We start from the raw sequence: 24305 nt of genomic DNA on the forward strand, positions 1-24305 counted from the left end.
GTCTCCCCTGCCGGAGGAGACATCCGAGCCCGACTCAAGGAATTGGCATGCCCACAACGAAGCTACGCACCCGTGTCTCCCGACGCACCGCAGTGGCGCTGGCCACCATGTCGGTCGTCGCCGCCGTCGCCGGCGCCGCGCCGAGTGTGGCGAGCGCAGTGAGCGACAGCTCCAGCGTCACCCGTCACGCGGTCGTACAGACGCAGAGCCCCCAGAGCGCCGCCACCGCCCCCAACCTGCGCGTCAAGGCCGCCAACGGCGTCACCTACCAGTACCGGCGCTTCGGCAACCCCAGCGCCGGCAGCGTGCCCCTGATCTTCCTCCAGCACTACCGCGGCACCCTCGACAACTGGGACCCCAAGCTCATCGACACCATCGCCGCCAAGCGCGAGGTCATCCTCGTGGACAACGTCGGCGTCGGCGGCTCAACCGGCACCACACCCAGCACCATCCAGCAGATGAGCCTGGACGCCATCGACTTCATCGACGCCCTCAAGCTGCCCCGCTACGACGTGTTCGGCTTCTCCCTCGGCGGCCAGGTGGCTCAGGAGGTCGCCCTGCGGCGCCCCTGGCAGGTCCGTCGCGTCGTCCTGGCCGGCACCGGCCCGCAGGGCGGGGTCGACCAGAGGGCGTCCGACCCCAAGGTGCTGGGGAGCGTGTTGGCGGACAACCCCGGCCCTGCCGACCTCCTCTTCCTGTTCTTCAAGAACACCGCATCCAGCCAGGCCGCCGGAACTGAGTTCCTGCAGCGCCTCGGCCAGCGCACCACTGACCACGACGCGCCCGCGAGCCTCCAGACCCGCGACGCGCAGCTCACCGCGATGTCGGAGTGGGGCATCCCGGACAAGTCCAAGCTGGTGCGGCTCAACGCCCTCTTCCAGCCCACGCTGGTCGCAGACGGGGACAGCGACATCCTGATGCCCCCCAAGAACTCCCACCTGTTGGCCAAGTACCTCCCCAACGCCCAGCTCAGCATCTACCCGAACGCCGGCCACGGGTTCCTCTTCCAGTACGCCGCCAAGTTCGGCGCCGAGGTGAACACCTTCCTCGACCACTGACAAGCCATCAATCCATCACCGCGAGACGGTCACCGACACCGCACACGGTGACGGCCGATCAACACACCTGCCCCGCCGGAGTCCCGTCCGGCGGGGCAGAGCCACGCAGAGAGTCCCCCCGGCGCCCTCGCAGCCCTCCGCGTCACGACTGCGCACCCCAGAGCATTCGCTCACATCTGCGCCGCCATCGAAGCCATGGGCCCAATGGGCGACTGAGGCGCCCCCGCGGCCGGCGGCGCGTGCTGGCCGCGAAAGGGTCGGTGCGTCGTCCTGGCCGTCACGGCGACGGCCTGCGTGGCCGCCCGGCCCAACACGTCGTTGCAGCTCAGCCCGCCGTCCGCGGGTCTGCTTCATGGAGCCGGCGGCACCTTGGAACGACCCCTGCCCGGCAGCGTCAGCCCATCCGGTGACCCTCCGTAGAGGATACGTTGACGCTACGGATAACCAATTAATTGATGCTCTGTTGTTGCTACTACATGAAAACCTGATACATTGGTGAAACCGATTGAGGGACGCCGGAAGCGATCCCTTCCACGGCAAGACACACGCGATCCCCTGAGTCAGGAGTCCGAAATGGCAACGACGACACGACCGGTAGCCCTCATCACGGGTGCGTCCTCCGGCATCGGAAAGGCAGCCGCGCTCGCGCTGGCCGCGGCGGGCTACGACGTGGTCGGCACCAGCCGCAACACCGTGCACGTCACCCCTGTGAAGGGCGTGAGCTTCCTCGACCTGGACGTGACCAGCGACGATTCGGTGACCGCTGCGGTCGGCGAGGTGATCGACCGGTTCGGGCGGATCGACGTCCTGGTCAACAACGCGGGTATCGGCTCGGCGGGCGCCGCCGAGGAAAGCTCCGCCGCGCAGGCGCAGGGCCTCTTCGACATCAACGTCTTCGGCGTCATCCGCATGACGAACGCCGTCCTGCCGCACATGCGCGCCCAGCGCAGCGGACGGATCATCAACATCTCGTCCATCGTCGGGTTCATCCCGCAGCCCTACATGGCGGTCTACGCCGCCTCCAAGCACGCCGTCGAGGGCTACTCGGAGTCCGTCGACCACGAGGTACGCGAGTACGGCGTACGGTCCTTGCTCGTCGAACCCGCCTGGACCAACACCGCGATCGAGGCGGCCAGCGTGCGGCCCGACCAGCCCCTGGACGTCTACGCCAAGCGGCGGCTCGCCTTCGAGGAGTACATGGCCGGCGCGGTCAAGGGCGGCGACGACCCCGCCGTCGTCGCCAAGGAGATCGTCGCGGCGGCCACCGACGCCAAGCCCAAGCTGCGCTACACCGCCGGCGCCATGACCGGACGCGTCCGCACCATGCGCCGCATGGTCCCCTCCCGCATGTTCGACCAGCAGCTGCGCAAGCTCAACCACCTGCCCGCCTGACGACTCCCAGAAGACCTCCACGACACATCGACAGGAAAGCGAACCCCGCCATGAGCACATACATTGCAGACGCGGCCGAGGACCTCACCGTGGAAGGACCCTCCGCGACGTTCACCTACCGGCGCATCGGCCCGCGGGGCGGTGTCCCGCTGGTCCTGCTGAACCGGGTCCGGGGCACCCTCGACTGGTGGGACCCGGAGTTCCTGGACCACCTCGCCGCCAGCCATGACGTGATCGTGTTCGACAACGTCGGCACCGGCTACACCACCGGCACCCCGCGCGACTCCGTCGAGGGGCTAGCCGACGGCACCGTCGAGTTCATCGAGGCTCTCCGTCTGCCCCAGGTGGACCTGCTCGGCTGGACGCTGGGCGGCACCGTCGCCCAGCACATCGCCCGCCTTCGGCCCGACCTGGTGCGCAAGCTGGTCGTGGCGGCCGCCAACCCGGGCGGGCAGGTGCCCGGCGCGCCCGACCCGGACCCGAAGGTGCGGGCCACCATGACCAAGCCCGAGAACACCGGGGACGACCTGGTGTTCCTGTTCTTCCCCGAGACGGACACTGGCCGCGCCGCCGGGTACGAACACCTCGCCAGGGTGGCCACCCGGCTGGCCACCGGACGCCCCGACGTGTCCGAGGCCGCGGCCATGGGCCAGATCGCCGCGATCGGCAAGGACGCGTCGATCCCCTTCGAGCAGGTGCGAGCGGACCTGGCAACCATCCGGCAGCCCGTTCTGTACGCCACCGGCATCAAGGACGCGATGATCCCCGCCCTGGCGTCCTACACCGCCGTCCAGTACGTCCCCGACGCCACCCTCGTCGCCTACAGCGACGCCGGGCACGCCTTCCTCTTCCAACACGCCGAGGACTTCGCCGGCCAGGTGAGCGCCTTCCTCGCCGACTGACCGTTCACACGGACACCGGCCCCCCAGGAGGCACGACAAAGTCGGGACGCCTCCCGCACCGAGGAGAGTCATCGTGCAGTTGAGTGCCAGGCACTTACCCAGGTACAGGCTTGCCGTCGGAGATGTCCCCACCGCCGCACCACACGGAGAGCTGGGCCAAGCAGCGCCCCGCGCGGATGATGGCCGACATGCGCATCCGCATCGACGCTGTCGACCTTCCCGGGCTCACCTGCCCACCCGGAGCATTCGCACGCGACGACGTTCCGGCGTACCGCAACATCCACGTCGCCGTGCAACGCCGCGACCGTCCGGCTGAACTCCTTGACCCCAAGCCTGGCGACGCTGCCTCGGCGACCTGGACCCTGGCGTGCACCACGGCGGCCTCACCTGGCGGCACCGACGTGAAAGGACCTTACGTTCAGGGACGCCCAGGAGCTCGGTTCGTCTACCTGTCGTGGGGAACCGTCGATGACTCCGGCACTTTTACGATGTTCCGCCGCGCCAAGCTGATGCTCGACGCCGTGCCCGCCGACGTACTCGACGCCGCTGCACTCACCGGTCTGCTGGTAGGCCGCCTCGGACTGACTGACATGCGTGGCGGGCCCCTGTGCGCAAGTGTCGTGCCACCGCGCATCGCCTGGACCGCGGAATCCGCCGAACCCGCCGAGAACGAGTGAACGTCACGGTGAACCAGATCACTGTTCGCCGAAGTCCACCCCGGTCCAATCACAGCAACTGAGACCAAAACTGAGACCACGCACGACGAAGGGCCCCACCGCGAACGGTGGGGCCCTTCGACATCGTGCCCGGTGAGGCACTGGCGGAGGATACGAGATTCGAACTCGTGAGGGGTTGCCCCCAACACGCTTTCCAAGCGTGCGCCCTAGGCCTCTAGGCGAATCCTCCGCCGGAAACATTACAGGACGTCGGGGAGTGGTCGCGAACTCGTTCGTGCCGGTCAGATCCTGTATCCTGTGCGGAGCCCCTCACGCGGCGCTATCTGACTGAACTCCCCCAGGGCCGGAAGGCAGCAAGGGTAGGTTGGCTCTGGCGGGTGCGTGGGGGGCGCTTGCGTTCCGAGGGGGATCCATGGGGTCCGTACGGGCCTGGCCACAGGGGTTGTCCCGCGGGCGGTCCGGGTTGTCAGTGGGCGCCTATAACCTCGTATGCGTGTCGTCTCTCGCGCTGTACCGCCGTTATCGCCCGGAGTCGTTCGCCGAGGTCATCGGGCAGGAGCATGTCACTGACCCGCTGCAGCAGGCGCTGCGGAACAACCGGGTCAATCACGCGTACCTGTTCAGCGGGCCGCGCGGGTGCGGAAAGACGACCAGTGCGCGCATCCTGGCCCGCTGTCTGAACTGCGAGCAGGGGCCGACGCCCACGCCCTGCGGGGAGTGCCAGTCCTGCCGGGACCTGGCGAGGAACGGGCCGGGGTCCATTGACGTCATCGAGATCGACGCCGCCTCGCACGGCGGTGTGGACGATGCCCGTGACCTGCGGGAGAAGGCCTTCTTCGGGCCGGCCAGCAGTCGGTACAAGATCTACATCATCGACGAGGCGCACATGGTCACCTCGGCGGGCTTCAACGCCCTGCTGAAGGTGGTCGAGGAGCCGCCGGAGCACCTCAAGTTCATCTTCGCCACGACCGAGCCCGAGAAGGTCATCGGGACCATCCGGTCGCGGACGCACCACTACCCGTTCCGGCTCGTGCCGCCGGGGACCCTGAGGGAGTATCTGGGCGAGGTCTGCGGGCGTGAGGGCATTCCCGTCGAGGACGGGGTGCTCCCGCTTGTCGTACGGGCCGGTGCCGGGTCCGTACGTGACTCCATGTCCGTCATGGATCAGCTGCTGGCCGCGGTCGGTGCGGACGGTGTGACGTATGCCATGGCGACCTCGCTGCTGGGCTATACGGACGGGTCGTTGCTCGACTCCGTCGTCGAGGCCTTCGCGGCGGGGGACGGGGCCGCTGCCTTCGAGGTCGTGGACCGGGTGATCGAGGGGGGTAACGATCCGCGGCGGTTCGTCGCCGATCTGCTGGAGCGGCTCAGGGACCTGGTGATTCTGGCTGCGGTGCCGGATGCCGCCGAGAAGGGGCTCATCGATGCGCCCGCCGATGTCGTGGAGCGGATGCAGGCCCAGGCCGGGGTCTTCGGCGCGGCCGAGCTGAGCCGGGCCGCCGACATCGTCAATGACGGGCTTACGGAGATGAGGGGGGCCACCGCGCCCCGGCTTCAGCTCGAGTTGATCTGCGCTCGGGTGCTGCTGCCCGCTGCGTACGGCGATGAGCGGTCCGTCATGGCTCGGCTCGACCGGTTGGAGCGGGGGGTCAACTTCGCGGGGGCGGGGGCCGGGCCTGCCATGGGGTACGTGCCTGGGCCCGAGGTGCATGGGGGTGCGGTTCACGGGGGTGCGCAGGGCGGCTCGGCGGCGGTGCCTTCTGCTCCGCAGGGGAGCGGGGCAGAGGCGGCTCGGGCGGCGGTGCGGGGGGCCGGAGCTTCGGGCTCCGGTGCTGGTGGGGCGGCTGGGGGGGCGCAGGAGACAGGCTTCGCCGGGCAGGCTCAGGCAGCCGCCGTCCAGCCTCCGGCTGCGCCCGTCACACCGTCCTCTGAGCAGCAGCCGCCGCCCTCCCAGGCGCCGACGGGCGCTCCCCCGGCCACATCGCCGCCCGCATCTTCGCCCGCTCCTGCCGCCGGGGAAGCGCCCGGCGCCTGGCCCACCGCGACGGCTGCGGGCAGCGGTCGCCGCCCCGGTGGGTGGCCTACGGCGGCGCCCGCGGGCGGGGGGCGGACTCCGGCCGCGTCCTCGCCTCCCACTGCTCCGGCGGCTGCCGGCCCGCCCCCTCCTTCCACTCCGGCCGTTCCCGCGAGCGGTGGGCCCGACCCCCGCATGCTGTGGCCGAACATCCTTGACGCGGTGAAGAACCGGCGCCGATTCACGTGGATCCTGCTCAGTCAGAACGCGCAGATCACGGGTTTCGACGGTACGACGCTCCAGCTCGGCTTCGTCAACGCGGGGGCGCGCGACAACTTCTTGAGCAGCGGCAGTGAGGATGTACTGCGCCAGGCGCTGGCCGACGAGTTCCGCGTGCAGTGGAAGATCGAGGCGATCGTCGATACGTCAGGCGGTTCGGCTGCGCCCCCACCATCGGCTGGGCCCGGCATCGGCGGCGGTGGCTACGGCTCCGGAAGCACCGCCCCTCCGCCCGCGTCCAGGCCCTCCGCGCCACAGCAACCCGCCACCCCGGCGCCCGGGCCCAGCGCCCACCAGGCTCCGGCCGGCCCTGCCCCGGCCCCCACACCGACACCTCCGCCGGCATCGCGCCCCTCGGCTCCGGAGCCACCGCCCGTCTCTCCGGAGGACGACGTACCGGAGGACGACGATCCCGACCTCGACGAGTCGGCGTTGTCGGGGCACGAGCTGATCGTGCGGGAGCTGGGGGCAACGGTGGTGGAGGAGTTCTCGAACGAGCAGTAAGCCCACGAGGGGTGGACCTGCCTGTCATGGGCCAGTGGGCTGCAAGGCGCTCACCTACTCAGGTTGAACTCGTGATGTCCGCGACCCAGTGACGTTCCTTGATCCCTGCGGTACGAGGGGATCATGCGATACGCGCAAGGGGGCGAGCTGACGCCCGGAGAGCAGGAGAAGCAGGAACGGGCGCGGCTGGAGCGGGAGTTGAAGCGCGGGCCGCTGGTGGCGCCCGTCATCGGTGCGCGTGCCTGGAGTTACGTCATGGGCATGAATTCAGGCAGGGTGAGAGCCGAGTGGGCCGGTCGCCCCTCCGTGGAGGGGGGCATGGTGCTGAGTTTGAGCAGCATGTCGTTGCGCTGCTCCAGGGCCCGGGCGGTGGTGGGGAAGAGTGTGGCGTCGCCCTCGCCGACCTGTTCCTGGTTCACGGTCACAAACTCACGGGTGTTGTGCTCGTAGGCGGCGAAGCCCGCGGCGTGGTCCCGGTCGGCCAGGGAACCGGCGAGCATGTACGCACCGACGAGCGCGAGGCTGGAGCCCTGTCCGGTCAGGAACGAGGGCGCGTACGCGGCGTCGCCCACCAGCGCGACCCTGCCGCTGGACCAGCGGGGCATACGGATCTGGCTGACCCCGTCGAAGAACAGGTCGTCCGCGTCGCGCATGGCGGCAAGCATGCCCGGGACCTCCCATCCCGCGTCGGCGAAGACCGCGGCGACCAGGTCCCGTTGGGCTTCCGGGTTCCGGAACGCGTCGAACGGCGGTTCCGGGTGGGCGAAGTTCAGGAAGGCGTGCACTTCGTCGTCGTCCCCCACGGCGTAGAGTGCCGCGGCTCTGCCCGGGGTGTTCCACATCATGGTCTCGTGGGAGAGCCCGAAGGTGTTGCGCATGGTGAACACGGCGAAGCAGTAGCCGAGGTACCGGTGGAACTGCTCTTCGGGGCCGAACAGGAACTCGCGGGTACGTGAGTGCAGACCGTCCGCACCGACCACCATGTCGAACGTACGCCTGCTGCCCCCGCGGAAGGTGACGTCGACCCCGTGGCCGGACTGGTCGAGGGTGTCGATGGAGTCGTTGAACAAGAACTCCACGTCGTCACGGACCGCCGCGTAGAGAGCGCCGGTCAGATCCCCGCGCCGCACCTCCAGGTCCCGTCCCGCGACACCGCCGGTGACGGTGTGCGGGTTGACCGAGGCCACCTCGCTGCCGTCCCCGTCGAGGAAGGTCAGCCGGCGCAGGTCGATGTGCGCGTCCTGCAGTCGCGGCAGGATTCCCATCCTCCGGACGACCTCGAGTGCGGTGCCGCGCACGTCGATGGGGTAACCACCGCTACGAAGCGTGCCCGCCTTCTCCACCACCGTGACCGCGTAGCCGTAGCGGTTCAGCCAGAACGCGAGGGCGGGACCCGCGATGCTGGCCCCGGATATCAGTACCTTGCGCCCCGGCGTGCTACGGATATCCGTCAACTGATCAGTGCGGGTCATTCCTTGACTCCTTTGCTCATGGTACGGACGACAGGCAGGGCCAGCACCGCGACGACGCCGGCGATGAGGAAGCCCGTGACGAAGGCCGAATCGGCCGGGACATCCGACCCAGAAGGGGTCCCCGAGGTGAGGAGCACGCCACCGAGCATCCCGCCCACGGCGGAGCCCAACACGCGAGTCACCAGGATCAGGCTGGTGGCGATGCCGGTGTCACTTTCAGCGACGGAAGAAGCGATGCTGGTCACCATGGCCGTAACGCACAGGCCGTTGGCAAGCGCGATCAGCGCCTTGCCGACGACGATGTGCCAGACCTCGGTGTGTGCGGCTGACAGGGCGAGCAGAGCGGTGGCCATGATGACGACCGCGGCAGCAACCACGGCACGCGAGCCGAAACGCTGCTCCCCGAGCCCACCGGCCGGCCCGGCCAGCGTCGCGACCACGGCGCCGGGCAGAAGGATGAAGCCGATCTCGGTGGCGCTGGCCCCGAAACCGTACCCGTCGCCGGACACGTCGAGCAGCTGCGGAACGAGAAAGACCCCCATCGCGGTGCCGAGGCATATCACGAACGTCAGCACACACGACTTCCATATCACAGGCCGTGCCAGCATGCGCAGATCGATCATCGGCGCGGCCGCACGACGTTCAACGGCTACCCATCCGGTCACGAAGGCGGCCAGAACCACGATGAGGGCGCCGAGCACGAGAGGCTGCGAGCCGGCCTCGGGCGCCATCGCGAACACGAGCATGAGCGTGACCAGTATCCCGCTCAAGAGAAGCATGCCCGGCCAGTCGATCCCGGCATCGTCCGACCGGCCCGGCGGATCAGACGGCATCAGCCTGTTCACCAGCAGGGTGAACCCAATGACCGCGAACGTCGGCACCGCGAACATCCAGTGTCGGGAGAGCGCTTCCGCCACGGGCCCGGCCGACAGCAGTCCCACCATCGAGCCCCCCACGAACATCCCGCTGACCAGCCCGATGGCCACCTTCGACTCTCCCGCGGGGAGGTGTTTGCGCACCACGATGAACGACAGGGGCAGTGCGCCTATCATCGCCCCCTGCAGCACCTGGCCGAGCAGCAGCACGGGCAGGTTCGGCGCCAGCGCTGACACCAGGCCACCGGCAGAGACCACCGCCATCAGCCTGATCAGGACTCGTTTTCCGCCGTAGCGGTCGCCGAGCTTGCCTGCGAGCGGTGTGACGAGCGCGCCGGTGATGGCGAGCACGATGCTGAGTAACCCCCCTTCGGCTCGACTCATATCCAGCTCGCGTTGCAGGAGCGGGAGCGTCGGCGCCACCACCGACTCCAAGGCACCGGTGGAGACTGCCAGCAGGCCGAGGGCCCAGACAGCGGCCTTCCCGATGCGGACCGGGGGAGCCAGAGTTGCGGTCATGGACGTCCTTTCCGTCGTTGCCGGGCGAGTAAGGGGTCTGCCGTACGCATAGCGCTGCCGCCTTGCCGGGCCCGGCGCGGACACGGCGGCCATTCACGCGGGGCGCAGTGTGCGTGGTGCTTTGTGGACAGGTCCGAGGTCGTCCCCCGGGGTGAACCCGGGGAAGCGGTACCCGAGGTGGCGCATGCACGGCTCCGCCGGGCGGAGCCTGTGTACGAGTGCGGCACGCGCCATGAGCCAGACACTACACTACACCGTGCAGTGTAGGACGGCTAAGATATGCCCATGCCGACCACGAAGACACTGCGCGAGGGGTCCACGCGTAAGCGGGCCGCCATCCTCTCGGCGGCCCGGGAACTGTTCCTCGCCGACGGCTTCGACCGGACCAGCGTCGACGCGATCGCCGCCCGGGCCGAGGTGTCCAAGCGGACGGTCTACGACTACTTCGGCGACAAGCAGACGCTGCTGCAAGCAGTCGTCGACGCCGTCGGCCAGTCACTGATCACCACGATCCGGCGCACCCTCGACGACACCCTCACCGACCTCACCGAGGCCGCCGACCTCGAGGACGCCCTGGTCACGTTCTCGATGCGCATCGCGACCGACATGCTCGGCTCGGCGGAGTACGCAACGCTGCAACGACTGGTCCGGGCGGAATCCGGCCACCTGCCGCACCGGGGTGAAAACCCCCTGGCCGACACCCCCGACGAGGCAATTGCCGAGCGGTTCGCCGCCTTCGCCGCGGCCGGGCTGCTCGACGTCCCCGACCCCCGACTCGCGGCCGACCAGTTCCTCGCGCTGACCTTCGGCGTCGCGCTGGACAGGCTCGGTTCCGCGAATGCCGCGGAGGACACCCGCGTCCGGCCACTCGTCGTCGAGGGAGTGCGGACCTTTCTCCGGGCATACCGAACCATGTAGGGCTGGGGCAGCACGAAAGAGTTCGACAATGGACTCGGAGGCAGACGCAAGCTGTCGGAGGAGGTGACTTCGATGGCTCGGCTGGTTGTCGCCGGAGAGGACGTCGTGGTCCGCCCGACCGGACGGGAGAGGCTCCTCGCCCTGCGCCAAGAGGTCCGGGTACCGCTGACAGCCGTCAAGGACGTACGGATCGAACAGGACTGGTGGCGGGCGCTGCATGGCAGGCGGCGCCACGGCCGGTGGAGCCCCGGCCGCTACTGCCTGGGCGAGTGGCAGCACGCGCAGGGCCGGGACTACGTCGCGGTACGCGCGAACAGTCCCGTCGTCCTCGTAGACCTCCGGCCCTCCGCGCCCTACGCCCGCCTCGCCGTCTCCGTACCCGACCCCGAACCTGTCGCCAAGGCGATCCGACAGCGCCGGGACGAGCACCCTACGAATCAGCCAGGAGCGGCCCCGACAGCGGCTTCACCGGGCCAGGCACCGGCGAAGCCCCACACCCCAGGTCACCGTTCAGGATTCCCCGCCCTCGCGACAGGCCCCGTCACCTCCACAAAGGCGGGCCGCAGCAGCCGGTCGCCGACGCGGTAGCCGGGCCGGAGGATCTCCGTGCAGGTCAGGCCGGTCGCGTCCGGGGAGATGTGGTGCCGGGCCGCTTCGTGCCGCGTGGGATCGAAGGGTTCGCCCTCCTCCCCGAAGGACTCGAGGCCCAGCGAACCGAGTTGGGTCTCCAGCGTCTCGGCGATGTCCTTCAGGCCGGGCGTCAGGGGCTCGTACCTGCGCGTGCGGTCGACGGCGTCCAGTACGGGCAGGAGGGCACGCAGGACGTTGGCCGCCGCGATCTGCCGTACGGCCAACCGGTCCCTGCGTACCCGCTTGCGATAGTTGTCGTACTCGGCCTTCACCCCCTGGAGGTCGGCGGTCCGCTCCTCCAGCAGGCGCTCCAGCTCCTCGTGCTGCGGCCGGGTCCGGGTCATCGTCAGCCTGCCCGTGAGCTGTCGCCCGTCCGGGAGCTGTCGTCGTCGACGATCTCGGCGTCCACCACCTCGTCGTCTCCGCTCGCTCCGGCCTGCTCACCGGCAGCGCGCGACTGCTCGTACATCGCGGTACCGATCTTCTGGGCGGCCGTCGCCGCCTTCTCCATCGACTGCCGGATGCCCGCGGTGTCCTCGCCCTTGAGCTTCTCCTTCAGGTCCGCGAGCGCGGCCTCGGTCTCGCTCCGCGCATCGGCCGGGATCTTCTCCTCGTTGTCCTTGATGAGCCGCTCCGTCTGGTAGACGAGCTGCTCCGCCTGGTTACGGGTCTCGGCGGCCTCGCGGCGCCTGCGGTCCTCCTCCGCGTGCTGCTCGGCCTCGCGGACCATGCGGTCGATGTCGTCCTTCGGCAGCGCGGAGCCGCCGGTGACGGTCATCTTCTGCTCCTTGCCCGTACCGAGGTCCTTCGCGGAGACGTGCATGATTCCGTTGGCGTCGATGTCGAAGGCGACCTCGATCTGCGGGACACCGCGCGGGGCGGGCGCGATGCCCGTCAGCTCGAACATGCCGAGCTTCTTGTTGTACGCCGCGATCTCCCGCTCGCCCTGGAAGACCTGCACGGTCACGGACGGCTGGTTGTCCTCCGCGGTCGTGAAGATCTCCGAACGACGCGTCGGGATCGTCGTGTTGCGCTCGATGAGCTTGGTCATGATGCCGCCCTTGGTCTCGATACCGAGGGACAGCGGTGTGACATCCAGCAGCAGTACGTCCTTGACCTCGCCCTTGAGCACACCCGCCTGGAGGGAGGCGCCGACGGCCACCACCTCGTCCGGGTTGACGCCCTTGTGCGGTTCCTTGCCGGTCAGCCGCTTGACCAGCTCGGTCACCGCGGGCATCCGGGTCGAACCGCCCACCAGAATCACGTGGTTGACGTCGGACAGCTTGATCCCGGCGTCCTTGACCGCCTGGTGGAAGGGCCCCTTGCAGCGGTCGAGCAGATCACTTGTCAGCTGCTCGAACTGGGCGCGCGTCAGCTTCTCGTCCAGGTGCAGCGGACCCTCCGCCGAGGCCGTGATGTACGGCAGGTTGATGTTGGTCTCCGACGAGCTGGACAGCTCGATCTTCGCCTTCTCCGCCGCCTCGCGCAGCCGCTGCACGGCCATCTTGTCCTTGGACAGGTCCACGCCGTACGCGTTCTTGAACTGCTTGACCAGGTGGTCGACGATCCGCTGGTCCCAGTCGTCACCACCGAGATGCGTGTCACCATTGGTGGCCTTCACCTCGATGACGCCCTCGCCCATCTCGAGCAGCGACACGTCGAACGTGCCGCCACCGAGGTCGAAGACCAGAACCGTCTGGTCGTTCTCCTTGTCCAGTCCGTACGCGAGGGCCGCGGCCGTCGGCTCGTTGATGATCCGCAGGACGTTGAGACCGGCGATCTCACCGGCTTCCTTGGTCGCCTGACGTTGGGAGTCGTCGAAGTACGCGGGCACGGTGATCACCGCGTCCGTCACGTCCTCGCCCAGGTACGCCTCGGCGTCGCGCTTGAGCTTCTGCAGGACACGCGCGGAGACCTCCTGCGCGGTGTAGCGCTTCCCGCCGATGCTCCCCTTGTCGGGGAAACGCCACGCATGGTCCCCCATGTGCCGCTTGACGGACCGCGCGGTGCGCTCGACGTTCGTCACCGCCTGGCGCTTGGCGATCTCGCCGACCAGCACCTCGTTGTTCTTGGCGAACGCCACGACCGACGGTGTCGTCCTGGCGCCCTCCGTGTTCGTGATGACGGTGGGCTCGCCGCCCTCGAGGACCGAGACCACCGAGTTCGTCGTGCCGAGGTCGATACCGACCGAGCGGGCCATCTCTCCCTCCTCTTTACCCTGTAAATGGGCCTTACATGCCTCAATAGCTGTGATAAAACTTGAGCTTTCCCTTGTCAAGGTTAGCCGGGCGCTCAGCGGGAGGCTGCGGGTGCGTCGTGGCTGGTCGCTCCCCCACTCTCGGCTTCGCTCGAGCGGGGGGACCCCCATCGCGGCGGAGCCGCATATTGATACAGCCCCGCGCCCCTAAAGGGGCGCGGGGGCGCGAACCCAGAGCGTCGGCGGCGCGAACCGCTCAGGGCGAGATCTGTACCTTCCTCGACACCGTCACCTGGTCGATGTCCGAGGTGCGGACCGTGACGTTCATGGTCCAGGTGCCGGGGAGAGGGAGGTTGAGGGAGTTGGTGCCCCAGTAGCCGCCCTGGTCGGTGAGTTCGGCGTCGATGGGGCCGATCTTCTCGGCGGCCAGGGTGAAGGTGAGGCGGAGTTCGGGGACCGTGGCGACGCCTCCGTCAGGGCCTATGACGAGCGCCTGGACCGTGTTCTCGTTGACGCGGCCGGGCTCCAGGACGATCTGGACCTTGCCCTTGCCGTTCGGGGTGCCGACGTCGAAGGGGATCAGGGTCATCGAGGTCGGGGGCTGACCGGCCGGCGCCGTCGGCGCGGCCGGGGTCTCGGTGGCGGCCCGGCCCGGCTGAGTGCCGGTGAGAACCGTCGTGAGCAACAACACCACGACACCCACGACGACTTCGGCCAGCACGGAACGGCGCAGGGCCTGGTGAGGGGGCGGGGTCTCGCTGGGGTCGGCAGGCCCGTCAGATCCATCGGAATCCCCCGGCCCATCGCCATTCGGGGCATCAGGATCGGACGCCGCCCCTGCCGAGGCACCCGCGCCCCCACCCCCCGTACGCGCCCCCACAGCCTCCAACTCCCGCACCCGCACCGGCTCTTCCGCCGCGAGCAGCCCCGCCGTCCAGCGACGCGAATACGCCGCCGCCCCCAACAGCAGCACCACCGCGCACACCTTGGCGACCAGGAGCCGCCCGTACGACGTACCGGTGAGCGCCTCCCAGGAGCCGAGCCCCCGCCAGGACTGGTAGACACCCGTGACTACCAGGACCACCACCGAAGCGAACGCGAGCCGCGAGAAACGGGCCACCGACGCCGCCGACGGCGGGGTCTCGGCACGGCGAAGCGTGGTGAGCAGCGCCGCGAGGCCGCCCATCCAGACCGCCATCGCCAGCAGATGCAGTACGGAGGAGACGATCGCCACGGGAACCTGGATCCCCGCGGACGCGTGCTCGGCGGCGGCCCAGGTGACCGTCAGCGCCACGGCGAGCAGCCCGCCCGAGACGAGGAGTGCGGGCTTCGGCCGCTCGTCCACCCGTGGCTCACGTGCACCCAGTAGTCGTACGAGGAAGACCCCCGCCACCCCCACCAGCACCAGCCTCGCCAGCAGCGCCCACCCCGGCCTGCCGCTCAGCGTGTCCTGGAGGAGGGAGAGGTCGAAGAGGGTGGCGGGGCCGGTGCCGCGGGCGTACGGGCCGCGCAGGAACAGCAGCGCGACCGTGGACAGGAGCAGGGTCCACCAGGCGATGCGGAAGAGTTTCCGGAGGGGGGCGACGGCGGGCGGGCGGCAGGCGAGGACGAAGGTGGCCGCGCCGATGAGCAGCGCCACGGCGGTGTACGCGGCGTACCGGGCCATGTCGTAGAGCAGACCGGAGGCGGGGTTCACGGCGGGCTCGGCGGAGGCGTTCGCGGTGGTCTCGGAGGGTGCGCCGATGGAGAACGTGAACGCGCCCGAGATGGGGTGGCTGTCCGCCGAGACCACCCGCCAGGCCACGGTGAACGTACCGTCCGGCAGATCGTCCTGGAGTCGTACGCGCACGGTGTCGGAGCGGCCGACGTGCTCGGCGGGACCCGCGTTCATGCGCCGGTTGTCGGGGCTGAGGACCCGGATCGAGTCGTCGGAGATACCGACCGACTCGGTGAAGGTCATGGTGACCTGCTTCGGGGCGGTCTTGAGGACGGTGCCCTCGCGGGGGTCGGTGTCGCGCACGGAGGAGTGCGCGGACGCGGTGGTGGCACCGCCCAGCAGGAACAGCGTGCCCAGCATCAGGACGAGGGCCACCGCCCGGCGCGGCGCCGCCATCCGCGGTATTCCGCCCACGTTGCCTCTTCCTCTCCCTTTCCCCTGGCCTGCGTATCCGGCCCCGGCTGGGGATACGGATGTACGCAGCAGCTCGCTCAACACCGTGCCCGCGCGCCCCCGCCCGCCCTCACCACGTCGGTCGCGCCGACACCCCGCCGTCCACGACCAGGTCGTGTCCCGTGATCCACGAGGCCATCGGGGAGGCGAGGAACACACAGGCGTCGCCGACGTCCTCCGGGCGGCCCAACCGGCCGGTGGGGACGGCCTGTTGCCAGCGCCGTACGCCGTCCGGCCAGGCCTCCGCGAGGCCTTCGCGGTCGATCAAGCCTGGTGAGACGGTGTTGACGCGGATCCCGTACGGACCGTACTCCAGGGCCGCCGACCGTGCGTGCATCACGACGGCCGCCTTGGACGCGGAGTAGTGGGCGTGCAGCGGGGCGGGGTGCGTGGCCTCGATGGAGGCGATGTGGGTGATGCTCCCGCCGCTCCGCTCCCCCTTGTCACCCTCCCGCATCACCTCCACCGCGGCCTGCGTGCACGCGAACACGCTCGACAGGTTCGCGTCGACCACCGCCCGCCAGTCGGCCACGGACATGCCGGGCAGTTCCTGGACCGGCTGTACGCCCGCGTTGTCGACCAGTGCCGTCAGGGTGCCGCCGCCCCAGTCCGCCGCCTCGCGCACCAGACGCCGGCACTCGGTCTCGACGGTCAGCTCGGCGTGCAGGGCGACCGCGCTGCCGCCCGAGTCCTCGATGAGCCCGACCACCTCGCGGGCCCCTTCCGCGTCCCTGCGGTAGTGAACGGCCACCGCCGCCCCCGCCTCGGCGAACCGCAGCGCGATGCCCCGCCCGATGCCGCCCGAGGCCCCGGTCACCAGCGCCACCTGACCGTCGAGCAGCCCGCTCACGGCCGGCTCAGCGCGGCGATCCGCACCGCCTCCGCCGGGTACCGCGCGGCCAGCTCGGCCGCGTCCCCGTGCTCGTACCCGCCGTAGGTGAACCCGGGCGCCATCGTGCACCCGAAGAACGACCAGGCGCCGCCCGCCACCACCCGCGCGCCCATCCAGGTCCCCGCGGGCACGGTGAACTGGACGTACTGCCCGCCGAGCACATCGGGACCGAGCACGACGGTGCGGGACGTACCGTCGGGGTCGAGCAGCAGCATCTCCAGCGGATCACCGAGATAGAAGTGCCACACCTCGTCGGTGGGAAGCCGGTGCAGCGCCGAGAAATCCCCCGGCTCCGAGGTCAACAGCACAACGATCGCGGTCCCCTCGGGCCGCCCGTCCCCCCGCTCGGGCCCGGCCCAGGTCTGCCGGAACCGCCCGCCCTCCTTGGGGATCGGCTCCAGCTGAAAGTGAGCGACAAGATCTTCGGGAGTGATGTCACTGGCCATCCCCCGACCATGCCCTAAGGGGCGCAGGCCCCGCAGCCTCCAACGCTCAGAAGCCCTCCCCCAATAGGAGAAAAGCAAGCTGAGCCCGCTTCTCCGGCAAGTACACCTCCGGCAGATCAACCTCAGGCAGCACAACCTCGGGCCCGACCTCGAATCCCTGCCGAATAAGCCGCTCGATCGCCTTCACATTGCGAGCATCGGGCTCGACCACCACCCGCCTCCGCCCAAGCCCGCGCAGCACATACGCGACGAAAGCGCTGATGAGGCCGGAGGAGTACCCCGCCCGATCACCACCACCATCACGAGCGGGAGCTATCAGCAGGTGAACGCCGATGTCCCCCGGCTCGACCTCGTAGCACTCACTGACCCGGTCGGCCGTCGGCTCGTACGTCTGGAAGAGCGCCGCCGGCACACCGTCCAGAACCGCCAGAAACGCATGATGCGTATCGAGCGAGTCCAGCAGCTCGTACGTCTGAAGCACCTGCTCCTTGCTGAACCCGCCCATCCCCCAGAACCGCGCCCGTTCCGCGGTCACCCAGCCATGGATCACGTCGAGGTCGGCCTTCGGCTCCACCCGCAGCACGCGCACCGAGCCCAGTCCGTCCACGGTCTGCTCATGAACGGGCCGGCGGCCATGCCCGTACGCCTCAGTCGTCATCGTTCTCCTTGGTCAGCTGAGCGAAGTCGGTGATCACCGGGGCCAGATCTCCCGTGAGCCACAAGGGGAGTTGGTCACGCTCGTGCGGTGAACCCGGAACACCCGAGGCGCCGAACGGGACGGCCCAGCGGCTGTTCTCACGGCAGTCGACGTCCCATACGTAGCGGGCGGCGGGACCACGGGCCGCACGGTCGGTGATGCCGGGGACTGAGGAGGTGCACAGCACGCAGTCGTGATCGCCGGAGAGCGCGGGTCCGCCGTCGTACGCTGCCGACTCGCTCGGCGGAAGTGCGCGCCACGCGTCCAGGCGGTGAGTGTCACCCCAGGTGCCCTGCGGGGCGTCCGCGGCGACTTCTTCCACGGCCGCCCGTACGACTTCGGTGCGGTCGATGCCGTACAACTCCCGTGCGGTGAGGAGGTTTTCGAGGGCGTAGCCGATGCGCGGGACGAGGGCGAGCCAAGGGCGGAAGACCTCCGGGCAGGACGGGGGTCCGGCCAGGGAGGCCAGGGCCGGGTGCGCGGCGAGGCGTCGTACGACGGCGCTGCGCACGGCCGCGTATGTCGCCGCCTCCGTGCTGTCGGACTCCATGTGGAGGTCCCAGCGCAGGAGCCGGTCGCGGAGGGCGGCTCCATCGGGGGTGAGGTCGTCGAGGGCGGTGAGGTGGTCCAACAGGGCCTTGGCGGAGGCGAGATGGGTGTCCATGTGGAGGGCGCCCATGTCCGCGACCGACCAGTCCTTCCTCTCCTCGAGGAGGTGGCGCAGACGCGCCGCCCGGTGCGGGGCGGCGAACTCGACACCGAGCGGCGTCGCGGGGCCGCGCTGGTTCGCCATCACGGCGATGCCGTCGTCGAACGTGCCGCGCGGCATGGGGGCGTACCAGCCGCGCCACTCATGGCCGGGCTCCCAGGCGGGGACGATCCGGATCCCGTTCTGCTCGTCCCTGAGTGGCACGCGGCCGGCCACCCGGTACAGCAGTCCGCCCTCGGTGTCGGCGGCCAGCACGACATTCACGGGCTCGGCCCAGTCGTCGAACGCCCGGTCCACGTCGGCGACTTGGCGAGCCCGGAGCAGGGGGAGGAGCGTACTGAAGCCGAGGTCCTCGGTGACGCGCGGCGGGTAACGGAGGCTGACGGGCCCCTCGCTGTCGGTGTCGCTTTCGGAGCCGCCGATGATGACGGGCCCGCGCTCGGTCTCCACGACCTCGGCCTCGACGGTGTCACCGCCCGCCACCTCGACCGTCTCCACGTGCCGGTACGCGGTCCGCCACTCCCCGTCCGGACCGAGCGCCTCCACCCGTTCCCCGGACCTGCGCAGCCGCTCCCGGTACAGGTCCTGATAGTCGGCCATCGCATTGGTGATCGCCCACGCCACCGTGCCCGTATGCCCGAAATGCGCGATACCCGGAACGCCCGGCACCGCGAGCCCGACCACATCGAACTCCGGGCAGGACAGATGGACTTGCTGATAGATGCCGGGCGCTTCGATGAACCGGTGGGGATCGCCCGCGAGGACCGGCCGGCCGTCGACGGTGTGCTCGCCCGTCACCAGCCACCCGTTGCTGCCGGACGTACCGGGCCCGTCCGCCGCGAACAGCCCTACCGCCTCCGCCCCCAGCCGGCGCCCGACCTCCTCCCGCCACAGCTTGGCGGGGAATCCGGCGAACAGGATGTGGACGGCGAGCCAGACACCCAGCGGGCTCCACGGTTCCCAGCGGCCGGGCGCGAGGCCGGGCGCCGTGAACTCCGGGGTGCGGGACGCCCCTTCGGCCAGGCCCTCGTTGACCCCGTCGACGTACGCCCGGACCCAGGCAGCCGTCGCGGGGTCACGTCTCTCCAGGGCCGCGAAACAGCGTCTCGCGGTGTCGTCGAGCCGGGCCTGTCTCGCGAACCGGTCCCAGGGGAGGGCGTCGGCGCCGAGGAACGCGGCCGAGGTGCCCTGCGCCCGGTGCCGCTCGACCTCGAGCTGCCAAGCGCGGTCGACGGCGGCGTTGCGGCCCTGCGCGAAGGCGAGTTCGCGTGCGCTGTCCGCGCGCAGGTGGGGGATCCCCCAGGGGTCGCGATACGTTCCCGGGCTCAGGCGCTCTCCGGCGTCCACAGGTCCTCCACAGTTTTTAGGTTAGGCTACCCTAACTACGACCAGTCGGAGTCGTACGGAGGGGTGGACGACATGGCGCAGGGTCACGGCTGGGAGGGCGCGGTCCTCAAGCTGTTCCGGGGCAAGGACTTCGTGTTCACGGTCACGGGAGCCGAGCAGGTCACCGAGCACTACCGCCGGCTCCACCTCACCGACGGCGGGATGCTCGCCGCGACCGGCGTCCACCCGACGATGTGGGTGCGGCTGTGGTTCGACAACGCGGGCAAGCCGCACCAGCGCGCCTACACGCTCGTCGACCCGGATCCGGCGGCGGGCACCTTCAGCCTTGAGTTCGCACTCCACGAGGGGTGCGCCAGTGACTGGGCGCGGGCGGCGAAGCCCGGGGACACCATCGAGGCGACGCTCCAGGGCACGGGCTTCCAATGGCCCGAGCCCGCGCCCTCGCACGTCTTCGCGATCGGCGACCCGGCGTCGCTGCCCGCGCTCAACTCCCTTATGGACGCGGTGGGTTCGGCCCCCGCCACGGTGTGGTTCGAGATGCCGTACGACTCCCTGGACGGCCTTCCGATGCGCCTGGACCCCTCCCGCCACGACCTGCGCACGGTGCCGCGGCTGGGCTCCGGCGCCGAACTCGTCTCCCAGGTACGCGCGTCCCTGCCCGACCTCCTCAAGGACCGGGACCCGGCCGAGACGTACGTCTGGATCGCCTCGGACACGGCAACGACACGCTCACTCGCCGCTTACGTCCGCAAGGAGCTGTCGGTGCCCAAGCAGCGGGTGCACGCCTTGGGGTACTGGCGGGAAGGGTGAGCGTAAGGCGGCGAAGGGCTCGGGCTTCGGTAAGGCCTCGGATAAGCAGGGGAACTCCGGTGGCGGAGCGCTTAGCGTCTCCGTATGACGAGCTCGTTCGGACCTGCCATCGACACCCGTCCCCTGTTCGTGCGTGAGCGGCGAGCCCTGCTCGATCTGCTCGGCTCGTTGGAGCCCGGGGACTGGGGGCGGCCGACGGTCTGCCCGGGGTGGGACGTGCACGACGTGGTCGGCCATGTCCTCAACGACTACATGCGCCGCATCTCGAGCGTCCGGGACGGGTGGGGCGGTGCGGTGTTCGCCGACGACGAGACGCTGCCCGCGTACCTGGCGCGCGTGAACGGCGTCTTTGTCGAGGCGACCCGCCAGTGCAGCCCGCGCCTGATGGCCGAGTTGCTCGCGCACCTCGGCCCGCAGCTCGACGAGGTCTGGGCCGGCGCCCGGCTCGACGCCCCCGCCGTCGTCGATGTGTCGTGGGCCTCCACGGACGAGCCCAGTCCCACCTGGCTGGACATAGCCCGTGAGTACACGGAGTTCTGGGTGCACCAGCAGCAGATCCGCGACGCCGTCGACCGCCCCGGCGCCGACGAGCCGGAGCTGCTCGGCCCAGTGATCGACACGTTCATGCGCGCCCTGCCGCACACGCTCCGCACCGTGGACCGGCCGCGGGGAACGACCGTGCGGTTCGATGTCACCGGCCCCGCGGGCGGCACCTGGTGGGCGTCCCGGGGCGCCGACCGCTGGCTTCCCGGCGCGTCCGACGCGCCCGGCGTTTCCGGTGAGGAGGCCGCGGCGCGGGTGACAACGGACCAGGACACCCTGTGGCGACTGGCCACCCGGGGAATCCTTCCCGACGAGGCCCGCCGCCGTTCCGTACTGGCGGGGGACGAGCCCCTGACCATGGCCGCGACCACACTCCTCGCGGTGGTGGCGTAACACCGGCAGCCGCTGTCTCCCTCGTGCGGTACGCGGCGTTTTTTCGGTTTGTCCGGGACCTGCTCGGTAGGAACACACCAAGCCGACCTCGCGGAATTACCTTTTCGTGCTGCTTTGCGGCGTGATTTCCACGCTCCACTACCGCGCCTTGGCTGCGCCCGGAAGGTCATGACCGGTAGGCTTTCCGTGTGATCTTCAAGCGCATCGGAAACGGCCGGCCGTACCCCGACCACGGCCGGGAAAGCACCCGGCAGTGGGCGGATGTCGCGCCGCGCCCGGTCCGCCTCGATCAGCTGGTGACGACCAAGGGCCAGCTCGACCTGGAAACGCTGCTCGCCGAGGACTCGACGTTCTACGGCGACCTCTTCGCGCATGTCGTGAAGTGGCAGGGCGATCTGTACCTGGAGGACGGCCTGCACAGAGCCGTCCGCGCCGCGCTCCAGCAGCGCCAGGTGCTGCACGCCCGCGTCCTCGAACTGGACTAGACGCTCCGCTGGAAATGCGGTTAGAAGCTGCGGGTCCGTCGTGGCTGGTCGCGCCCGCGCGGCGGAGCCGCAGATTGACACAGCCCCGCGCCCCTGAAGGGGCGCGTACCGCACCCGGACTTCGCAAGTCCGCCTAGAGGCGCCGACTCCCCGTTGGGCCTTTCGGGTTGGACTGAGCGCCGGGCAATGATCGTCTAGTAGGCATAGCCACCCAGGCGCACTACGCTGCGCTCATGAGCATGCTGACTCCCCCTGGCATGGGCGGCCAGTACAAAATCACGGGAGACAAATACCCGCGGATGCGCCGCAACCGGGGGCGCCGCAGGCTCGCGTTCGCGGTCGTCGGCTCCGCCACCGCCCTCGGTCTGCTCGGCTGGGGGACAGTGCAGCTCATCGACGTGTTCACAGGCGGTGGCGACAAATCCGGGGCTGTGGGCGCGGCACCGGACTGCACGCCCTCGCCGTCACCGTCCGCCTCACAGCAGCCGGTCAAGGCCCTCCCCAAGCCCGGCCAGATCACCGTGAACGTCCTCAACGCCACGCCCCGCAGCGGCCTCGCCAAGAACACCGCGGACGAGCTCAAGAAACGCGGCTTCAAGATCGGCGAGGTGGGCAACGCGACGAAGGAGTACGACAAGAAGGTCAAGGGTCCCGGGATACTGCTCGGTGCCGCTGCGGCCACGGACGCAGCGCTCCCCGTGCTCCGCACCCAGCTGGCCGACGCCCAACTGAAGACCGACACCCGTACGAAGCCCGCCGAGGTCGACCTCATCATCGGCACCGGCTTCAAGGCGCTGGCGAAGAAGGCGGACGCCGACAAGGCCATGACGACGCTGGCCAAGCCGACGCCGACGCCGTCACCGACGAAGCAGGGTTGTTAGCCGGTCAGCCGGGCCTTCGGCCCGGTTCGGCTGCTACTCGGCGGACCCGTACATCCGGTCCCCCGCGTCTCCGAGGCCCGGCACGATGTAGCCGTGCTCGTTGAGCCGCTCGTCGATGGACCCCGTCACGACGGTCACCGGCGTGCCGGCCAGCTCGCGTTCCATGACCTCGACGCCCTCCGGCGCGGCCAGGAGCACCACGGCGGTCACGTCGTCGGCGCCGCGCTTGATCAGTTCCTGGATGGCCGCAACGAGGGTGCCGCCGGTGGCAAGCATGGGGTCGAGTACGTACACCTGGCGGCCGGAGAGGTCCTCTGGCATGCGGTTCGCGTACGTGGACGCCTGGAGCGTCTCCTCGTTGCGGATCATGCCCAGGAAGCCCACCTCGGCGGTCGGCAGCAGGCGCACCATGCCGTCCAGCATGCCGAGGCCGGCCCGCAGGATCGGTACGACGAGAGGGCGCGGGTGGGACAGCTTGACGCCGGTGGTCCCGGCCACCGGCGTCACGATGTCGACCTGCTCGGTACGCACGTCACGGGTGGCCTCGTAGGCGAGCAGGGTGACCAGCTCGTCGGCCAGCCGCCGGAAGGTCGGGGAGTCGGTGCGCCTGTCGCGCAGCGTGGTGAGCTTATGGGCGACCAGAGGGTGGTCGACGACGTGAAGACGCATGCGACCAGGGTATCCGGGCCTCACACCCACGCCCCCGCAAACCCGTACCGGCATCAAACCACCCATCCGGGGGAAGGTGGCAGGGACGGACTGGGGTGGTGACCTATGCGAAACGGGGAACAGAACCAGGTGGCCTCCGACCGACGCCGGGGGCCCACGAACAGCGCCGCGCTGCGGGGGACCTCCGGTCGGGGCACCACGGGGGCGGCGGGCAGCTCCGCCCCGCGGGAGACCTCCGGTCAGGGAACCGCGGGAGAGCCGGCGGGCAGCTCCGCACCACACGAACCCCCCAGTTGGCCGACGCCGCAGAAAACTTCCGAAGCGTCCGCGCCACGGCCCCGCCCCGGAAGCCCTCCGCGGGAGACCTCGCGCAGGGCCGCCTCGCGGAGCGACCCGTACGCGACCACCGCCGGAAGTTCCCCGACAGGCCCGCCAGGTCCGCCAGAAACGGCCGCCGAAGGCGTGGGCGGCGTGGCCGAAAGTGATGCCGAGCGGCGTCGGCGGCGGGCGCAGTTTTTGCGGGACCTTGCCGAGGCGCGGGAGCTGCGGGACCGGGTGCAGCCGCGGCGGGCCAAGACGGCGCGGTTGCGGCACGCCATGCGGATGCGCACGTTCCGCTGGTAGGCGGTGGGCCACGCCAGACGCGTACAGGCCCGTACACATCCCACCGGAGCGCCACTGGTGGGGCGTACGGGTCGGCACCGGGCAGCCGTTGCGCGACGGACCTCTTCTCGGCGTACGATCCCGCTGACGGCGGGCGCCGAGCGCCCAGGTGAGGGGCCACGCGTACGGCCGTGAAGACGCGACCGTGACACAGCGAGCCGAA

At 69.9% G+C, this 24305-nt stretch carries 22 protein-coding genes, 1 tRNA gene and 1 other RNA gene; 13 read left to right on the forward strand and 11 right to left on the reverse strand.

Annotated features, from left to right (window positions below; translation table 11 throughout):
* Positions 1-47 precede the first annotated feature (47 nt).
* From ACYVO6_RS31590 to ACYVO6_RS31605, 4 genes are all read left to right on the forward strand, one after another.
* Positions 48-1058: an alpha/beta fold hydrolase gene (locus ACYVO6_RS31590; RefSeq protein WP_327312975.1), complete on the forward strand. Its 1011-nt coding sequence runs from the start codon at positions 48-50 to the stop codon at positions 1056-1058.
* 573 nt (positions 1059-1631) lie between these two features.
* Positions 1632-2450, forward strand: coding sequence for an oxidoreductase (locus ACYVO6_RS31595; protein ID WP_461067139.1), 819 nt, complete (start codon positions 1632-1634; stop codon positions 2448-2450).
* Between the two features lie 50 nt (positions 2451-2500).
* Positions 2501-3352, forward strand: coding sequence for an alpha/beta fold hydrolase (locus ACYVO6_RS31600; RefSeq protein ID WP_461067141.1), 852 nt, complete (start codon positions 2501-2503; stop codon positions 3350-3352).
* 176 nt (positions 3353-3528) lie between these two features.
* A complete protein-coding gene (locus ACYVO6_RS31605; protein WP_181661049.1) occupies positions 3529-4029 on the forward strand; it encodes a DUF5990 family protein in 501 nt (166 codons plus the stop codon).
* A gap of 141 nt (positions 4030-4170) precedes the next feature.
* Here ACYVO6_RS31605 and ACYVO6_RS31610 read toward each other — a convergent pair.
* Positions 4171-4258, reverse strand: a tRNA-Ser gene (locus tag ACYVO6_RS31610).
* A gap of 71 nt (positions 4259-4329) precedes the next feature.
* Between ACYVO6_RS31610 and ffs the strand changes: the two genes are divergently transcribed.
* Both ffs and ACYVO6_RS31620 read left to right on the forward strand, forming a co-directional pair.
* Positions 4330-4428: signal recognition particle sRNA small type (gene ffs, locus ACYVO6_RS31615), an RNA gene on the forward strand.
* A 94-nt stretch (positions 4429-4522) separates the two neighbouring features.
* On the forward strand, positions 4523-6826 hold the full coding sequence (locus tag ACYVO6_RS31620) for a DNA polymerase III subunit gamma and tau (RefSeq protein WP_461067143.1): 2304 nt from the start codon (positions 4523-4525) through the stop codon (positions 6824-6826).
* A gap of 248 nt (positions 6827-7074) precedes the next feature.
* Here the strand turns inward: ACYVO6_RS31620 and ACYVO6_RS31625 are convergent, their stop codons facing one another.
* Complete coding sequence (locus ACYVO6_RS31625) at positions 7075-8298, reverse strand: FAD-dependent monooxygenase (RefSeq protein ID WP_461067145.1); 1224 nt, start codon at positions 8296-8298, stop codon at positions 7075-7077.
* Positions 8295-9692: an MFS transporter gene (locus tag ACYVO6_RS31630; RefSeq protein ID WP_461067147.1), complete on the reverse strand. Its 1398-nt coding sequence runs from the start codon at positions 9690-9692 to the stop codon at positions 8295-8297. Before ACYVO6_RS31630 ends, ACYVO6_RS31625 begins: the two co-directional genes overlap by 4 nt.
* A 285-nt stretch (positions 9693-9977) precedes the next feature.
* Here ACYVO6_RS31630 and ACYVO6_RS31635 point away from each other — a divergent pair, with 285 nt between their 5' ends.
* Together ACYVO6_RS31635 and ACYVO6_RS31640 are read left to right on the forward strand one after the other, a co-directional pair.
* A complete protein-coding gene (locus ACYVO6_RS31635) occupies positions 9978-10610 on the forward strand; it encodes a TetR/AcrR family transcriptional regulator (protein WP_461067149.1) in 633 nt (210 codons plus the stop codon).
* Between the two features lie 72 nt (positions 10611-10682).
* Complete coding sequence (locus ACYVO6_RS31640) at positions 10683-11198, forward strand: hypothetical protein (protein WP_461067151.1); 516 nt, start codon at positions 10683-10685, stop codon at positions 11196-11198.
* Here ACYVO6_RS31640 and grpE read toward each other — a convergent pair.
* The 7 genes from grpE to ACYVO6_RS31675 form a co-directional block, all read right to left on the reverse strand.
* Positions 11114-11584, reverse strand: coding sequence for a nucleotide exchange factor GrpE (gene grpE, locus ACYVO6_RS31645; RefSeq protein ID WP_461067153.1), 471 nt, complete (start codon positions 11582-11584; stop codon positions 11114-11116). The two genes, ACYVO6_RS31640 and grpE, sit on opposite strands and share 85 nt — an antisense overlap.
* 2 nt (positions 11585-11586) lie before the next feature.
* Positions 11587-13440 (reverse strand): molecular chaperone DnaK, encoded by a 1854-nt coding sequence (gene dnaK, locus ACYVO6_RS31650; RefSeq protein WP_461067155.1) that lies wholly within the window; start codon positions 13438-13440, stop codon positions 11587-11589.
* 253 nt (positions 13441-13693) lie between these two features.
* Entirely contained in the window at positions 13694-15550 is a 1857-nt protein-coding gene (locus tag ACYVO6_RS31655; RefSeq protein ID WP_461067414.1) for a copper resistance CopC/CopD family protein, read from the reverse strand.
* Between the two features lie 127 nt (positions 15551-15677).
* Positions 15678-16457 carry an SDR family NAD(P)-dependent oxidoreductase gene (locus ACYVO6_RS31660; protein ID WP_461067157.1) on the reverse strand — a complete coding sequence of 260 codons (780 nt, stop codon included), beginning with the start codon at positions 16455-16457 and terminating at the stop codon, positions 15678-15680.
* On the reverse strand, positions 16454-16945 hold the full coding sequence (locus ACYVO6_RS31665) for a cupin domain-containing protein (protein ID WP_461067159.1): 492 nt from the start codon (positions 16943-16945) through the stop codon (positions 16454-16456). The genes ACYVO6_RS31660 and ACYVO6_RS31665 overlap by 4 nt, the downstream gene beginning before the upstream one ends.
* A gap of 46 nt (positions 16946-16991) precedes the next feature.
* Positions 16992-17603, reverse strand: coding sequence for a GNAT family N-acetyltransferase (locus ACYVO6_RS31670; protein WP_461067161.1), 612 nt, complete (start codon positions 17601-17603; stop codon positions 16992-16994).
* Complete coding sequence (locus ACYVO6_RS31675; protein WP_461067163.1) at positions 17593-19698, reverse strand: penicillin acylase family protein; 2106 nt, start codon at positions 19696-19698, stop codon at positions 17593-17595. Before ACYVO6_RS31675 ends, ACYVO6_RS31670 begins: the two co-directional genes overlap by 11 nt.
* Before the next feature lie 72 nt (positions 19699-19770).
* Here ACYVO6_RS31675 and ACYVO6_RS31680 point away from each other — a divergent pair, with 72 nt between their 5' ends.
* The 4 genes from ACYVO6_RS31680 to ACYVO6_RS31695 all read left to right on the forward strand — a co-directional run bounded on the left by ACYVO6_RS31680 (position 19771) and on the right by ACYVO6_RS31695 (position 22810).
* A complete protein-coding gene (locus tag ACYVO6_RS31680) occupies positions 19771-20508 on the forward strand; it encodes a siderophore-interacting protein (RefSeq protein ID WP_461067165.1) in 738 nt (245 codons plus the stop codon).
* 84 nt (positions 20509-20592) lie between these two features.
* Complete coding sequence (locus ACYVO6_RS31685; RefSeq protein ID WP_461067167.1) at positions 20593-21444, forward strand: maleylpyruvate isomerase family mycothiol-dependent enzyme; 852 nt, start codon at positions 20593-20595, stop codon at positions 21442-21444.
* 188 nt (positions 21445-21632) lie between these two features.
* Positions 21633-21929: a type II toxin-antitoxin system VapB family antitoxin gene (locus ACYVO6_RS31690; protein WP_003999914.1), complete on the forward strand. Its 297-nt coding sequence runs from the start codon at positions 21633-21635 to the stop codon at positions 21927-21929.
* A gap of 233 nt (positions 21930-22162) precedes the next feature.
* Positions 22163-22810 (forward strand): LytR C-terminal domain-containing protein, encoded by a 648-nt coding sequence (locus ACYVO6_RS31695; RefSeq protein WP_461067169.1) that lies wholly within the window; start codon positions 22163-22165, stop codon positions 22808-22810.
* A gap of 33 nt (positions 22811-22843) precedes the next feature.
* Here the strand turns inward: ACYVO6_RS31695 and upp are convergent, their stop codons facing one another.
* A complete protein-coding gene (gene upp / locus ACYVO6_RS31700; protein ID WP_033321467.1) occupies positions 22844-23479 on the reverse strand; it encodes a uracil phosphoribosyltransferase in 636 nt (211 codons plus the stop codon).
* Positions 23480-23950: 471 nt separating this feature from the next.
* Here upp and ACYVO6_RS31705 point away from each other — a divergent pair, with 471 nt between their 5' ends.
* Positions 23951-24103 (forward strand): hypothetical protein, encoded by a 153-nt coding sequence (locus ACYVO6_RS31705; RefSeq protein ID WP_461067430.1) that lies wholly within the window; start codon positions 23951-23953, stop codon positions 24101-24103.
* Positions 24104-24305: the final 202 nt, after the last annotated feature.

Source organism: Streptomyces pseudoechinosporeus, assembly GCF_054783935.1.

Coding starts and splice junctions, on each gene's coding strand:
- ACYVO6_RS31590 (WP_327312975.1), top strand. CDS start 48: ATGCCCACAACGAAGCTACGCACCCGTGTCTCCCGACGCACCGCAGTG.
- ACYVO6_RS31595 (WP_461067139.1), top strand. CDS start 1,632: ATGGCAACGACGACACGACCGGTAGCCCTCATCACGGGTGCGTCCTCC.
- ACYVO6_RS31600 (WP_461067141.1), top strand. CDS start 2,501: ATGAGCACATACATTGCAGACGCGGCCGAGGACCTCACCGTGGAAGGA.
- ACYVO6_RS31605 (WP_181661049.1), top strand. CDS start 3,529: ATGATGGCCGACATGCGCATCCGCATCGACGCTGTCGACCTTCCCGGG.
- ACYVO6_RS31625 (WP_461067145.1), bottom strand. CDS start 8,298: ATGACCCGCACTGATCAGTTGACGGATATCCGTAGCACGCCGGGGCGC.
- ACYVO6_RS31630 (WP_461067147.1), bottom strand. CDS start 9,692: ATGACCGCAACTCTGGCTCCCCCGGTCCGCATCGGGAAGGCCGCTGTC.
- ACYVO6_RS31635 (WP_461067149.1), top strand. CDS start 9,978: ATGCCGACCACGAAGACACTGCGCGAGGGGTCCACGCGTAAGCGGGCC.
- ACYVO6_RS31640 (WP_461067151.1), top strand. CDS start 10,683: ATGGCTCGGCTGGTTGTCGCCGGAGAGGACGTCGTGGTCCGCCCGACC.
- grpE (WP_461067153.1), bottom strand. CDS start 11,584: ATGACCCGGACCCGGCCGCAGCACGAGGAGCTGGAGCGCCTGCTGGAG.
- dnaK (WP_461067155.1), bottom strand. CDS start 13,440: ATGGCCCGCTCGGTCGGTATCGACCTCGGCACGACGAACTCGGTGGTC.
- ACYVO6_RS31655 (WP_461067414.1), bottom strand. CDS start 15,550: ATGGCGGCGCCGCGCCGGGCGGTGGCCCTCGTCCTGATGCTGGGCACG.
- ACYVO6_RS31665 (WP_461067159.1), bottom strand. CDS start 16,945: ATGGCCAGTGACATCACTCCCGAAGATCTTGTCGCTCACTTTCAGCTG.
- ACYVO6_RS31670 (WP_461067161.1), bottom strand. CDS start 17,603: ATGACGACTGAGGCGTACGGGCATGGCCGCCGGCCCGTTCATGAGCAG.
- ACYVO6_RS31680 (WP_461067165.1), top strand. CDS start 19,771: ATGGCGCAGGGTCACGGCTGGGAGGGCGCGGTCCTCAAGCTGTTCCGG.
- ACYVO6_RS31685 (WP_461067167.1), top strand. CDS start 20,593: ATGACGAGCTCGTTCGGACCTGCCATCGACACCCGTCCCCTGTTCGTG.
- ACYVO6_RS31695 (WP_461067169.1), top strand. CDS start 22,163: ATGAGCATGCTGACTCCCCCTGGCATGGGCGGCCAGTACAAAATCACG.
- upp (WP_033321467.1), bottom strand. CDS start 23,479: ATGCGTCTTCACGTCGTCGACCACCCTCTGGTCGCCCATAAGCTCACC.